The organism is Glaciecola petra (genome assembly GCF_031846345.1).
Lineage (GTDB): Bacteria > Pseudomonadota > Gammaproteobacteria > Enterobacterales > Alteromonadaceae > Glaciecola > Glaciecola petra.
Window position 1 is genome coordinate 88,870 of record NZ_JAVRHX010000001.1, and the last position, 14,899, is coordinate 103,768.

Here is a 14,899-nt window from a genome sequence, read left to right on the forward strand (position 1 = left end):
AATCCTTAAAATTTTAAAACTTGGTAAAACTATAGATTATGTAATCAAAAACAATAGTACTATAACCGCGTTCTATGGGCTCTGGCACTTAATGTAAATCCGCCTGGCGCCAATACTTTATTCAATACTGAAACACGAGTATCTGTATTACCTTTTTCAATGTCGCGCAGGGTTTTGTCTGACACTTTAATAAATTCAGCGTATTGTATTTGTGTCATGTCATATAGTTGAGTACGAACCTTCTTAACCAATTCACCGATGGTAATCAAATTGTCAGCAATATCATTTTCTAACTTATCGAGTAGTTCTTTTCTTTGTTCTGCAGATAAATTATCCATCGTACACTCCCATCGCCGCTAATTTACTTTTTATGTTTTTAAAGCCAATGCTTGGGAAATTCAATATTTCTTCTGGGCAATTTAGTTTTTCCAATAACACAGGTAAATCAACTAATTTACTCGCCAGTTGCTTTAAAACCAAAATCAGCTTTTCCTGTTCACAAAAACCTGAGAGTTGTTCGCATACCATTAAAAAATTAACTCGCCCGCCAAGTTCGCAGTTTTTACCCCATTTAAATAAGCGCGTAACCATTTCAGGGTCGGCCTTCATTGGAGCAAAGTCATAAATAGGTGCAAATTGAATATCGTCCTGTAACTTTATAAATGAAATATTGCGCCCGTGATTGTCTGAATTTCCGAACACAATGTTTAAAAAATCACGGACAACATACTGCATTGCAAATTCGCAAGGTGTCATTTGAGTAACAGATTCTATTTTTTGCCAAACTGTTTCCATTACATAAAAATGATCTTGGAAACTGCCGGGTTCAGCATTAATTATTGAATAGATACTTTCCAAACCAAACCTTGTCGCCAAGCCATTTTTAATTCCCACATCAAACCGAGGCAACCATAAACTGATTTGGCCGCTTTGTGTATCCTTCAAAATTTTTAGCTTCGCTACATCAATAGTTTCGACTTCCGTCCCTTGTAGTACTTTAGTGAGTGCCTGGTAAAAAATTCCCTCTGCTTTAAGAATGTTGTTATCTAGGGCGGTCCGATTGTTACGAGCAAACTTTGTTAAGTAGGGGGTTGCCTTTACAGGTTTTCCTGCAAAATCACTGTCAATAAAGACTTTGTCATCTTCAAGCATGAGTAATAGTTTTGGTGCAACCCCACCCGCGCCCGTTGCACCACCTACTGCAGCACCGTGTTCATTGGCGTATTCTAGGAAGTCATATTGTAATTTAATAACGTCATCAATAGAAAAACGACGAATATCGTTTTGCGTTATAGCGGGTATAGATTCTTTTATTCTTATATTGCCAACGGGCGACATGCAGGCATTGGTCAATAAACCATAATTTTGTTGAAAGTCATTTGCGTGACTTAGGTTAAGGTACTTGAGCCACCATTCCCTCGATTTACTGACCGGTAAAATATCATCTAATAGAGCTGGCCAATTTGGGTAATCGGTCGGAATAATGCTGATTGGCGCATTGACACTGCATGCCCAGCAGTCTTTAACATCATAACTCGCAACAGCTTTAATATATTCTGGAAAATAAGATAACGAGCAAGTAGAACTTAGCTTCTCATCAGAGAAACTCAAAGTTGCCGCATCCCACCATTTGCCTTGATTGAATAATTGCAGTGTCACTGTTCGCATTTCACTACTCAGTAGTTTGTTACCGCTTAATTAATGATATTAGCAATAATTCGGTAGAAGTCTACCTTTTTTCAGAATTCATATGTAAAATACGGAATTAAACTACCGAAAATGACATGGGTTAATATTTAAAACTCTGTTGTGTGGAATTGAGTCAGGTAAAATTATTATCTGAAAAGCTTTAAATCAAATAACAATCTGATGATACTTATAGCTAATTAACACTGCCACCGTTTCTAGATAGCGGATTTATGATGCAATTAAAAACGCCGCCCATACCAAAGGTAAGAACAACAACGACATTAAATAGCTCATTATCCTAAAGTTGCTACTGTTCTCATTAGGGTAAGCAGAAAGTAATATGCCCCCCGCTAAAATACTTCCACAAATTAATGGAACAGCCATTATGTCTATGTAAACGGCTAGAATCCCAATACCTATGCTCAACACCACAGTAAACAACAGAATTAATATTTTATCTTTCGCCATAGCTAGCCTCTTCAATTAAAACTCACTCGCTATTGGTAAGTGTACTCACTTAAACCTAAAAGGTTTGTGTATCTCGATGGTAATTCTGCAATAAAGCTTCAACGAACCTGACCCTTTGATCTTTCTTTCCGCAGAGCATAGCCACGTTTTATAGCCGATGCGTAATAACGTCTATTTAGATAAATATAGGTAGGAAAAAATAGCACGTAGAGGTTGGGTGATAATACCATCCATTTATCGGGCAATAGAACCGAAGTAGTTAAAACAATCACATTGACACCCATGGTGGCTAGCCAGTAACGTTCTTTAATGCTTACTTCAAATAATTCATATTCACTTAATGCTAGCTTTTCACTTTTGCTCCTTGCATAGCGATACAGAAAATAAAAATTTGCGCATAATAAAATAAATCCAAGCGCATAGAAGATAAACAAAAAGCGTAGGTGCCAGTATGCTGTAATTTCAAGTTCAAAGGGAAGATAATGACCACTGATATTGTAGAACAAGCCCTGCATCATTAATCTAAGCGGATATATATAAATTAATACGATGCTAATTAATGTACCGCTAAAAAATATTGTTCGACCGTCTTCTAATCCAAACCAACGGGACCAGTGAGCATGACTGTGCCAAATCCATAATATAACAGCACAACTCGCTAAAAAACTTGGGATATTTTTTACCGAAATTAAAAAGGCATCCATGTTGGTGGGAATATTGCCAATACTGATCATTATCATTGTGACTGCAAAGGCAAATGCAGCAGCAACAAAGGTTTCTACGCGACTCATTGCTTCGCCACGCATGACTAATTGATATTTTGGGTCAATCGGTTTTGGCATTTTATTACCTTGTATTAGCTTTTATGGAATGCATTCAAAATCATATATCAATTTTTTTGGATGTGCACCGCTTGATATTTTATTAATCTGCTATATTTCTACTTGGCCTTTTTTTATATTCAATTATTTAAAAAGTGTAAAAACTTGGCCGAGATGGAGCTAATTTGAAAAAACAATTGTAATCAGAAGCTACTAATCGTTTTTTTTAATTATGCGTATCGTTTCTTTTAGTTTTATTTGTGTCACAAACATCTATATCGTTGTATGCAACGTAAAGAGTTACCAGTGGTGTAAAAACCGAGTTAAATTTACACACAACTTACTAAATTATTTAACCCTAATATTAAGGAAATATGCAATGTCAATGATCAACCAAACTATCCCAGATTTTTCAGTTGAAGCTTTTCACGATGGTGAGTTTAAAACGATTTCTAGCGAAGACGTAAAAGGCAAATGGTCTATCTTTTTGTTCTATCCTGCTGACTTTACTTTTGTATGCCCAACTGAATTAGAAGACATGGCCAACATACACGCTGAACTTAACGATTTAGGCGTTGAAGTGTACGGTGTTTCTACTGACTCTCACTTTGTTCACAAAGCATGGCACGACACGTCAGACGCTATTGGCAAAGTAAAGTATCCTTTATTGTCTGATAATGTGTTTGCTCTTTCTCGTGGATTTGACGTGTTGATTGAAGAAGAAGGGCGTGCATTACGTGGTACTTTCTTAGCAAACCCTGAAGGTGTAATCAAAGTTGCTGAAATTCATGACCTAGGTATTGGTCGTAGCGCAAAAGATATGCTTCGTAAAGTGAAAGCAGCACAATATGTTGCTAACAACGACGGCGAAGTTTGTCCTGCTGCTTGGGAACAAGGCCAAGAGACACTTACACCAAGCCTTGACTTAGTAGGTAAAATATAAGTCGCTTGATGACAACATTTAATGAGAAGCTCGCAGCTATGGCTGCGAGCTTATATGAAAAAAGATATTTTGGTGTAAACGAAGCTTTTAGGCAGTAAACGATTTTCCTTTCCCCATGGAAGAAAGCAATGAAATGGGAACAATAATCAAAGGCCAATCTTTTACTTCCTAAATTGGTATACCGTCAAACATAGCACATGTGTCGATATGCTTATTCGTGAACGCTGATTTGTATAAATTAACCAGTTACAGCAGCAAAGGTGTTTGTCGCTGATAGGCCTGTATTGACTTCTATTTAAGTTGAAATACTGCTAACTCGACAATAATGATAATACCTATATTAGTGCAGTACGTTTTTATGAGGAATTTAAAATGTTAACTCCTGACATACTCAATGCCCTAAAAGGCTATATGAAAGATCTTAGTCACGACATCACCTTTGTTGTGCAAACAGGCGAGCACGCAAAGCGTGCAGAACTAATGGATATGCTTAATCAACTGGCAACGACTTCTGAAAAAATCACGGTCACCGAAGCCGACCGCGCTGACACTCTAAGAAGCGCAGTTAGCTTTTTGGTGCAAGCAGATGGCGCAGATACCGGTATCACATTCTCGGGCGTGCCTGGTGGTCATGAATTCAACTCATTGATATTAGCCGTGCTACAGGCCGGTGGTAGTAAATTGAAGTTGGATGAAAGCATCCAAAACATGGTTAAAAAAGTGAAAGACAAACTCAAGTTTCAGGTATATGTGAGCTTAAGTTGTCATGCTTGCCCAGATGTTGTTCAAGCCATGAATCAATTTGCTTTACTAAATCCAAACATTGAAGCCGAAATGATTGACGGCGGTGTTTATCCTGAACTAGTTGAGGAAAACAATATTCAGGGTGTACCCACGGTTTATATGAATGGGGAAGTTTTTGCTAGTGGCAAGGTTGAGATTGCTGGCATTATTGAAAAGTTAAGCGCAGCACAGCCAGAAATTTTAGAAGCAGACAACAGCGCACCTGAACTTCCTTTGCAAGATGTAACCGTTATTGGTGGTGGCCCGGCGGGTATATCAGCGGCAATTTATTCTGCACGTAAGGGATTGGCAGTGACTATTATTGCTGACCGCTTTGGCGGCCAAGTGAAAGACACCATGGGCATAGAAAACCTAATATCGGTTAAATATACAACAGGGCCTGAACTTACTGGTTCGCTAGTTGAGCACTTAGACCAGCATGATATTACGAAGAAAGAGCATATTCGTGTTGATAAAGTAGAAAACGGCAAGATAAAAACCTTAACGCTCAGCAATGGTGAAGTGGTGCGCACGCGTTCATTGATTATTGCTACCGGTGCAAACTGGAGAGAGCTTGGTGTGCCGGGCGAAAAAGAGAACATTGGGAATGGTGTAGCATATTGCCCGCATTGCGATGGTCCGTTCTATAAAGGTAAAGATGTGGCTGTTATTGGTGGCGGTAACTCTGGTGTAGAAGCTGCTCTCGATTTAGCAGGTATTGTAAAATCGGTAACAGTATATGAGTTTTTACCAGAGCTGAAAGCAGACCAAGTGTTGATTGATCAAATGGCAAAACGCGACAACATAACGGTTGTGAAAAATGCAGCTACTAAACAAGTATTGGCCGCAAATGGCAAAGTAAACGCCATAGAATATATCGACCGTGCCACTGATGAAGTGCATCAACAATCACTACAAGGTATTTTTGTACAAATTGGTTTGGTGCCAAACTCAAAAGTAGTTGAAGGTGTTGTTGATATGACCAAATACGGCGAAATTATCATCAACGAAAAAGGCGCGACAAACCAAGAGGGCATTTTTGCATGTGGTGATGTGACAACAGTGCCATATAAGCAAATTGTCGTTGCCATGGGTGAAGGCTCTAAAGCTTCATTAGCTGCATTTGATTACTTGCTAATGAATCCTGCTCCAGTTGAGAATATCGCTAAGGAAGAACAAGCGGCTTGAAACTGAGTTAAGGGCTTAATAACAGAGCTAAAGCAAGCACAAACAAAAAGGGCCAAGTTAGACTTGGCCCTTTTTTATTACTTAAGGTCTTGATTAGTTACGATAGCTGATACCCATAAATAAAGTACGACCTCTAGGACCAACAGGCCATGCTGTTTGTGTCGCATAAGGTTCTTCATCAGCTAAGTTGTTAATACCACCAAATATGCTAAGTGAATCGTTGATTTCGTAACTAGCATTTATGTCATGAATAAACACTTCGTCAAAGAATCCAGCATCACCATATAGGGCTTGGTTACCCGCTAAGCCAAGAACCACCTCAATTTCGTCGACTGATTGGCGACTCATATAAGTCGTTTGGAATGAAACGTTCAATGGCCCACGCTCCCATGAGAATTGGAAGTTACCCGATGTTTTCGGCAATTGCACTTCTTCAACTTCTGGGTTAACTTCAGTTAAGTCAGAGGTATTAAAGAAGTTATTCAAGGTTTTTTGGCGTGTACCAACCAATGATGCTTCGAAGTCGTTTTCGTCTACACTAAATGTATAGTTAACAGAGAAATCGATACCTTCAGCTTCTTGTCGTGCAAAGTTGATTTGGACGGTTGATAAATCAGTCAAACCACCATCGCTTCTTCTTTCAAACTGATCACAAAAGTCCAAAGCAGGGAAGCTTGCAGAATCGAAACATCCGTTTAAAATATCGTCTGCACTTACCGCTCTGATAGCGTCCTCAATTTCAACACTCCAGTAGTCGACGGTAATGGTTAGGCCTTCAATAAAGCTAGGTCTAATAACGGTTCCTACCGTAAACGTTTCAGCGGTTTCTACTTCTAAGTCAGGGTTACCACCAGTAGTACCTGCAAATCTACCCGTTAATGGGTTGACCCAGATATAGTCGCCATTTCCATCTAAGATATCGCTTGCTGCTACGCCTGCTGCTTGCAATGACGCAACACAGTTAGCTTGTCGAACGCTCGTGCCACTGGTAACGTTACCCGGGTCACATGGATCAGCGGTTGCCGAAATAGTGGTCGGTAATAGTGGGTCAAATAATTCTGAGATATTTGGCGCTCTTACCGCTTCTGAGAATGTTGCACGGAAGCTAATATCATCCATTGGCGCATATGCTAGACCGGCTTTCCAAGTAGTCGCATTACCCAAGGTAGAATAATCGGCAACTCTGATCGCCGCATCGATAGTTAGCTCTTTAGCAAAATCGCGATCTAAGAAAATCGGTAAACGAACTTCTAAGAAGGCATCACTAACGTCATATTCACCAAAAGTATTAAACTGTTGGTCGTTATCGATACTGGTAAATGAATTTAAGAAGGGGTCAATAGTATTTGCTAACACGCCCGGTGTAAGTGATGTCCCTTCAGGTAAAATACCTAAAGTGATTGGGTCAAACTTATTATCACTTGATTCTTCCCTGTATTCCAAACCTGTTGCATAGCCTATAGGCCCATCTAATAAGCTTTCCATAACATAAAATTCACCGCTAACAAAAAAGTTAATTACGGTTTGTTCAATTTCAAGCACATCTTCTAATTCAGCGGTTACGAAGTTTTGTGCCGCTTCGCTAGCTGAGTAAGTACCAAATGGATTTAGCGGTGCACATTGGCCATCGCCGGGTGTGAACGTGTAGTAACGGTTACTTGCAAATCCGCCGTCTGCAAAGCCATTACCAGCGGTAAAATAATCAATCTCATAAAATGCATCAGCATCTATATCAGAACGACAAACAATATTTCCGTCTGGACCCTCAACGGCATCAATCGCTGCAAAAATTCTATCAATATAGTTAGCAGTGGTGCGCGAGGTATTAGTAAATTTACCGTGATTAATTGACAGTTCATAGCGGTGGTCATCACCAATATCACCTTGGATACCAGCAACAAATCGCTGTGTTTCACGTTTATAGGTAAACGGATTATTGTCACTAAAATCGAGAGGATCTTGAGTTAGTAATAAACCACCAGTCACGTCAACCACAGGTTGAAGTGCTTCAGGAATAAATGGGTTATCGGGTAAAATGAACAAAGTATCGTAGAAAGTATCTTGTTCACCAAAAGTAGTCGAAGTTGCCGATACATATTTAGCTTCAAAAAACGCGACCATAGTGTCGGTCAATTCATACTTGGCATTTAAGTTAATAACGTACTTGTCGGTAGACGGCATTAAGGTGTCGCGGTCAAAGTTTAGTCTACCGCCATCACCGCCTATTCCCCATAGACCATTTAACACAATACCGTCCGTATTAACACGGACACTACCATCTGGATTAGTTACCCAGCAACCTGCCAAAAAGCCAACACGACCACCTTCTGATTCTTGACAATCCGCAATACCGTTGTTGTTGATATCGACATAAGTTACATCACGCCCGCCAAAAGTAGGTGCGATAGAACCTTCTTGAGAAGTTAACCAAAATCTTGGATCATTTATAACCGCTCTGTCAGAACCATCTGGATCTGGATTGGCTCGAGCTTCTACAGTGGCAATGCCGTTATTTCTTGCCCAGTCACGTTGACCAAAAGTAAGAGAGTTTTCTTTTTCTAAGGTTGCAGCAAAAACAATATTACCGCGGTCATTGTCAAAGTTCTCACCGACAATAATATCGAAACCAAAGGATTCACCACCACTTTCAAATGGAGCGCTGGTTTGTGCATCAACTTGAATACCTTCAAAGTCATCTTTGAGAATAAAGTTAACAACACCTGTTACCGCGTCTGCACCGTATATTGCAGATGCACCACCTGTAGTTACTTCAACGCGTTTTACTAAGGCTCTTGGAATAGTACCAATATCTACGGCAGATGTGCCTCTAAAACCAGCAACATGACGTCTACCATTAACCAATGTCAGTGTACGTTCGCTGCCTAGGCCTCTTAAGTTAAGGGCGTTTGCACCAGTAACTGAGTTTTCAGCTGTTAAGGATGAAATCAAAGCAGGAATGTCATTTACCACATCTGCAAGGTTGAGCTCACCAGAAAGCTTGATATCGTCTGCATCTATAGATTGTAGTGGAACTGAAGAGGTCACATTAGGGTCTGATGGGATTCGAGAACCCGTGACCTTTATTATTTCTTCATCTTCAACTTCTTCTTGTGCAAAACCAGCACTGGGCACACTTAATCCTAATGCAGTCGCAATACAAAGCGATACTGCTGTGCGTTTGGTGCTGTGTGTAGCACCCTTGATGTGTTTTTTTGTAAATGACATATTTATGTTGTCCCTTGAACGTGTTTCGAAACTATGTGTAAAATTTAAATTTTTTGTTATTTCTTATTATTCTTGTTTATAAAGCACCGTTTGTGCCAGCCTTGCAAAGCCTTGTTATACATATATTACTCGCAAATTAAACCAAAACGCAACGTAGGATTGAACTGATTGAGTGCATAAAAAGCACCATAGAGGTGCATTGATTCCTTAAGGTAGCACATCTTAACTTTGCTAAAAAGCTATTCATTAGTCTAATGATTAGTAATATCTAATGAACAAGCTAGATTGAGAGGTGCATTAGAGTGCAAATTCGATTGTACCTTTGGCCTCCGACTTATTTTGCTAGTTGGTATATTTTGAATATCGTTCAAGAGTTTTTTTACCCAGTGCGCTTTTCAATTCTTGTAGTTCGTGTTCTACATTTTGCCACACACCCACCCCTTTTGAATTGATAGCTTGTCGAACTTGTTCACTGCTTGCGGTACGCACTTCTCGTTTAGATTTATGAAAATCCACACAATCCTGCTCAAATTCGACGCCTACATGGGCTAATAAGCGTTTAATTTCAAATTCTGGCTTTTTGACAAGTTCTTCATATTGAATGCGTAATACTCTTCCGGGTATTTGAGCATCCCAAAAATCCATCAGATCGATGTAGGCATTATAGAAAAGAGCAATATTTGTCAGATTATAGCTAAAATCAACACCGCTTAAAAAATACTGCTTAAAAAGACTGAGACCGCAGTCAAGGGGATTACGGCGTATGTCGACAATAATCGCATTTGGCAGGATTTTATGAATTAAGCCAACGTGCCGGAAATTAAAGGGCTGCTTGTCGGTAAAAAAACGTTTATGTGTATTTTCGTTATTTACTCTATTTGCTCTAAATAATGCGCCTTTATCTAAATAAGCTTGTCCTAAAGTAGATAATTCATCGCTTGTTAAGCTGTGAATGGCCGAAAATAAATTAGTGTTGGATTTTTGTAAGCAAAGCGAATTTGCCTGTTTCTCAATCGCCCCTAAAGTGGGTTGTTCGAGGGTCCCTTCAATTTGTGAGTGACTTGCCAGAATTTGTTCAATCATAGTTGAACCGGACCGCGGCAACCCAATAATAAAAATGGGTCGCACCTGCTGATTGAGATTATCGGCTTGTAAATCCAGTACAGCTTGAGTAAAGGTACTCTTGCGCAGTGCAAATTCAGATTCTGTTTGTTTAATTCTGGTGTTTGCAACAGGAAAGCTGTGGTTAGCTTTGCTATAAATTTTCATAGCAGATTGCCAGTCATTGAATGATTCATGTATCTTTGCTAATACAAAAAACGCAACACTTCTCGCTTTTTGACTTAAATTTACATTATTTGTTAGCGCTTCTAAAACGCCTTTATCTTCAGGCGAAAAGGTATAATTTTTCAAATCGGCCAAACCCCACCATGCATCAACATTATGGGGCGCAATATCAATACATTTTAGATAGGTATCAACGCATTTTTCGCGCTCACCCACAATTCGATAAGCCTGGCCCAAAACAAGGTAAACTTGCGCCAACTTTTGTTTATCAGTTCCCGCAAGATGTAAAGCCTGCGAACATACATTTAGTAACTCGGTATTTTGGCCATATTTCAGCAGCAGCGAAGTGTACAACCAAACCGTATCAAAACTTTCTTCAATAGCACATAGAGTTTTAGCCTCATCAATGGCCTTTGCATAGTGGCCGCTCGATTCAAAAGACTGCATGAGCATATGTCTTAACATCATATTAGCAGGAGAAAACTGTAGACCAATGGCTAAAATATGATTACTTTTTTCTGGTTGTTGGCTAGCCATGGCAATATGCGCCAGAGTAAATATGGCTCTTGGGTGGGCCTCTTGCTTTAACAACATCTGTTTGGCGACTTTTTTTGCTTCGCTAAAAGCTTGCTTTTGCATATGCTGTTGAATCAACGAAAAATCGGCAATAAGGGGATCAAAGCGTTCAGCTTTTTGATTAACTAATAATGCTTCCTTGTATAAGCCTTGTTCGAATAAACACTGACTCAGTATTAAGTGCGCTTGATAATGACGAGGTTCCTTTTTAAGCCAATTGTGTAATGAAGTGATGGCTTGAGGTAGATCACCTATTTCAATCAGTTTTCTAACTTGTTCTAGCACTCTTTATCTTCTCCAAATACCCATATAGTTATCGACTGCTCTAGTCAATGTTGCCGAACTTGGATATTAATTATGTCTTGCAAGTATTGCTCTTGCAGACTCATTATTGATAAGTGGTATGTTAATGAGCCGCTTATTTGTATATGCTACAAGACCCTATAGATATTAACCTTAACCCCGCATAATAAATAGTACTAGATTGACATTTTGTTAGCGAGCACAAGAGCTTGCGAGGTAGAAGGCGATAACAAATAAGCGTGAGCGAAGGTAAAATGGCCAAAGGTACACATCAATATCAGCAAGACCCACGAAATGACAGTATTCTCATTAATATTAATGGAGAATTATTTGCTCGTAGCGAAGCAAAAATTTCGGTGTTCGACAGTGGTTTTATATTAGGTGATGGCGTTTGGGAAGGGATTAGACTGCATAAAGGGCAACTTGCGTTTATTGATCAGCACATGCAGCGTTTATTTGATGGTGCTAAAGCACTTGATATGGACATTGGCCTGAGTAAGAACGAATTAGTTTCTCGGATTTATCAAACCTGTAAGGCTAACGATATGCACGATGGCGTCCATATCCGACTCATGGTGACCAGAGGGATTAAAGCAACCCCATACCAAGACCCAAGAGTGACTATTTCTCCTGCGACCATTGTTATTATTGCGGAACACAAACAAGCTTTGGGCTTAGCTGAGGGTGATGGGGTGAGTTTGTTCACTTCGCATGTTCGCCGGGGTTATCCAGACGTACAAGATCCTAAACTCAATACTCACTCAAAACTCAACTGTATATTTGCATGTATTCAAGCGGCTAAAGCAGGCGCAGATGAGTCTCTTATGCTTGACCCACATGGATTTGTTGCCACCTGTAACTCTACTCATTTTTTCATTGTTAGAGACGGTGAAGTATGGACATCAAGTGGTGATTTTTGTTTAGACGGCATTACGCGACGAAATGTGATTAATGTGTGTAAAGCGAATGACATTCCGGTTTTTGAAAAGAACTTTTCGTTGTCAGAGGTGTATGCGGCCGACGAAGCATTTATAACGGGTACTTTTGCTGGTTTGACGCCGGTCGCCGTTATTGATGGCAGAAAAATAGGCACAGGCTCACAAACGACGACTAAGCACTTAGAGCAGCTCTATGTGGCACGCATTGAAGCTGAACACGCGAAACAAAAAGCGTAAACTAATAAATAGCAGGCAAAGCAGCGGTAAATTAGCATGCGCCGGAACAAAATAGAGCAAGGTAAAAAGCAGTAAAATGGCATTAACCTCCAAAAATTCACGCAACAATAAATTAAAAACGCATTTGGCAATTTTACAAGCGCGCGCAATTCATGCCAAAACCAGTGAAGATATCAGCGTAATTTCTAAACTCATCCAAGAATATTCTGCGAAACATCAATATTCACATAACAATAGTTTGTTATGGCTTTCTTTAGCTATTGCTGGCCTTGTAGGAGGGCTTTCGTATTGGCAACAATTGCATATTACGCAAGATACGCGCTTTTATATGCAAGTGCTCAGTGCAATTACGGGCTGTCTTACGCTTATCCTTTTTTATATGCGTTATGCGGAAATAAAAAGAGTCGGTGACGCAGTGTATATTCGCTCGGTAGCGATTAATGCCGGTGTTGTTAGAGATTATCAATTTGATGGGCGCAGCTATTGGAAGCAACTCAGTGGTATGTTTTCTTTATTTAATACCGGTGATGAAAGTCAAACGATTACTACTCGGTATTTAGGGGGGATGCCTGGGGATGAACATCAAGGTCCTACTCCCTACACCCTGTTTGAATTTAAATATGTAAGAGTCACGCGTTCGACAAACTCAAAGGGAGGCACCCGCACAAGCCGCAGTACACATTACAAATATGGGATGCTAGTACAGTTTTCTGACTTTAATTTCCTGAGTATTAATGTGAATCGTTTTCCCAATAAATGGGATTCGTCGAGCAGAGCCTTTAATAAACGGTTTAAAGTGAGATGTGCTTCTGAAATTCAGGCAGCAAAGTTTTTTGACCCCAAGGCAGTATTAGCGTTTGTTGATGAATTTTCGTTTATTAAGTCGATGGATGTTACGCCCTCGTCGGTGGTTTGTTTTGAGTTACCTAAAGAGATATTTCCAAGTAAAGTTAAAACACCTTCCCTAACTAATACTACTACTTTTATCAATTCGTTAGAGACACCCCATAAATTACCAGCGCTTGAGCAAGCACAAAAATTGATTGCTTTTATTAACCAGAATAAATAACCTGAACGATAAAAGAGAGCTCGTGAAGAGTTCGCAAAAAGGACATTGTTTATGGTTACAAGTATCGTTATCGGCATTATCGTGATTGCCATCATTTGGCTTTACAATACTATTATTAGTAATTTGAATAGAGCAAAGCGGGCTTGGTCTGACGTGATTACCTACGAAAAGCTCAAACAAGATGTGTTGCCACAACTAAGCAGTTTAAGCGATGACTTTAAACAGTTTGAAAGTGATTTTATTGTAAAAGTCACAGCATTAAGAGAATCAATTGATATTCTCGATACCGACAAAATTGATGTTGAAGCGCTTGGTACCGTTGAAGCGCGCTCTAAGGCAATGTTTTCATCCTTCAAGGCGACTGCTGAAAATTACCCTGAGCTAGGCGCAACTGAAATTGTTAAAGAACTTATGGACGAGATTAGTGATAAAAACGAAAATGTTGCTGCTGCAATTACTATTTTTAATCGTGCTGTTGAACACTTTAATAATTCGATTGAAATGGTGCCGTTCAACTTGGTGAATAAATTTTTTGCACGCAAAGAAAAGCTCGACAACTTTCACCAGTCGGGAACGGTTGAAGACTATGATTACAAGCCGAATTTTTAAAAAAATTGAAGTTAACTAATGATTAAACGTATCTGTATGTGGTCAGGGCCTAGAAATATTTCTACCGCAATGATGCGAAGTTGGGAAAATCGAAGCGACTGCGAGGTTGTAGACGAGCCATTTTATGCTTTTTACTTAGCGCAAACTCAAAGTCCCCATCCTATGTTTGAAGAGGTACTTGCGTCACAGCCTCAGTCTTACGATGAAGTAATTAAAGGTTTGCACGCTGACCCCATCCCAAAAGATAAGTCAATTTGTATTCAATACGAAAAGCACATGACGCATCATATGATAGTAGGGTGTGATATGACCTGGACGCGAGAGCTAAGTCATTGTTTTTTAATTAGACACCCAGCCCAAGTTGTAAATTCGTATACCAATAGCCGAGGCGTGTGCAGCGTCGACGATATTGGTATTAAACGTCAATTCGAGTTATACCAAGAAATTTCTAGTTTGAGCCAGCAAGATATTCCCGTGATTGATGCTAATGATGTCCTCAAGGCACCTAAGAATTTGCTACAACACTTATGCGAAATACTCGGTATTAACTTTCAAATTGCGATGCTAGAATGGTCAAAAGGCGCTCGTAAAAGCGACGGTGTTTGGGCGAGTCATTGGTATCACAGTGTTGAAAATTCCACCGGATTTGCGCAGTATAAAAACAAACACTTGCACCTAAATGCACAACAACAAGCAGTAGTAGATGAATCAATGCCTTATTTTGAGGCTTTACAAGCAAAAACAATTAATAGGTCGAATTAAG

At 39.6% G+C, this 14,899-nt stretch carries 12 protein-coding genes; 6 read left to right on the forward strand and 6 right to left on the reverse strand.

Annotation, left to right across the window (positions count from 1 at the left end; translation table 11 throughout):
- Window positions 1-59: 59 nt before the first annotated feature.
- From RM552_RS00430 to RM552_RS00445, 4 genes are all read right to left on the reverse strand, one after another.
- Window positions 60-338 (reverse strand): helix-turn-helix domain-containing protein, encoded by a 279-nt coding sequence (locus tag RM552_RS00430; RefSeq protein WP_311366826.1) that lies wholly within the window; start codon window positions 336-338, stop codon window positions 60-62.
- A complete protein-coding gene (locus RM552_RS00435; protein WP_311366827.1) occupies window positions 331-1,668 on the reverse strand; it encodes a HipA domain-containing protein in 1,338 nt (445 codons plus the stop codon). Before RM552_RS00435 ends, RM552_RS00430 begins: the two co-directional genes overlap by 8 nt.
- 249 nt (window positions 1,669-1,917) lie before the next feature.
- A complete protein-coding gene (locus tag RM552_RS00440) occupies window positions 1,918-2,157 on the reverse strand; it encodes a hypothetical protein (protein ID WP_311366828.1) in 240 nt (79 codons plus the stop codon).
- Between the two features lie 98 nt (window positions 2,158-2,255).
- Complete coding sequence (locus RM552_RS00445; protein WP_311366829.1) at window positions 2,256-2,999, reverse strand: DUF1211 domain-containing protein; 744 nt, start codon at window positions 2,997-2,999, stop codon at window positions 2,256-2,258.
- Between the two features lie 358 nt (window positions 3,000-3,357).
- Between RM552_RS00445 and ahpC the strand changes: the two genes are divergently transcribed.
- The gene (gene ahpC / locus RM552_RS00450; protein ID WP_311366830.1) at window positions 3,358-3,921 is read left to right on the forward strand and encodes an alkyl hydroperoxide reductase subunit C; all 564 of its coding nucleotides are present in this window, start codon (window positions 3,358-3,360) and stop codon (window positions 3,919-3,921) included.
- Window positions 3,922-4,293: 372 nt separating this feature from the next.
- A complete protein-coding gene (gene ahpF, locus RM552_RS00455; RefSeq protein ID WP_311366831.1) occupies window positions 4,294-5,892 on the forward strand; it encodes an alkyl hydroperoxide reductase subunit F in 1,599 nt (532 codons plus the stop codon).
- 93 nt (window positions 5,893-5,985) lie between these two features.
- Here ahpF and RM552_RS00460 read toward each other — a convergent pair whose 3' ends face one another.
- Window positions 5,986-9,117 (reverse strand): TonB-dependent receptor domain-containing protein, encoded by a 3,132-nt coding sequence (locus RM552_RS00460; RefSeq protein WP_311366832.1) that lies wholly within the window; start codon window positions 9,115-9,117, stop codon window positions 5,986-5,988.
- Window positions 9,118-9,459: 342 nt separating this feature from the next.
- Entirely contained in the window at window positions 9,460-11,265 is a 1,806-nt protein-coding gene (locus tag RM552_RS00465; RefSeq protein WP_311366833.1) for a tetratricopeptide repeat-containing sulfotransferase family protein, read from the reverse strand.
- 257 nt (window positions 11,266-11,522) lie between these two features.
- On the opposite strand from RM552_RS00465, the gene RM552_RS00470 reads away from it, so the two are divergent.
- From RM552_RS00470 to RM552_RS00485, 4 genes are all read left to right on the forward strand, one after another.
- Window positions 11,523-12,458, forward strand: a complete 936-nt coding sequence (locus tag RM552_RS00470; RefSeq protein WP_311366834.1) for an aminotransferase class IV — start codon at window positions 11,523-11,525, stop codon at window positions 12,456-12,458.
- A gap of 76 nt (window positions 12,459-12,534) precedes the next feature.
- Window positions 12,535-13,527 carry a hypothetical protein gene (locus tag RM552_RS00475; RefSeq protein ID WP_311366835.1) on the forward strand — a complete coding sequence of 331 codons (993 nt, stop codon included), beginning with the start codon at window positions 12,535-12,537 and terminating at the stop codon, window positions 13,525-13,527.
- Between the two features lie 51 nt (window positions 13,528-13,578).
- Complete coding sequence (locus RM552_RS00480; RefSeq protein WP_311366836.1) at window positions 13,579-14,136, forward strand: LemA family protein; 558 nt, start codon at window positions 13,579-13,581, stop codon at window positions 14,134-14,136.
- 18 nt (window positions 14,137-14,154) lie between these two features.
- Entirely contained in the window at window positions 14,155-14,898 is a 744-nt protein-coding gene (locus RM552_RS00485; protein WP_311366837.1) for a sulfotransferase-like domain-containing protein, read from the forward strand.
- The last annotated feature ends 1 nt before the right edge of the window (window position 14,899 follow it).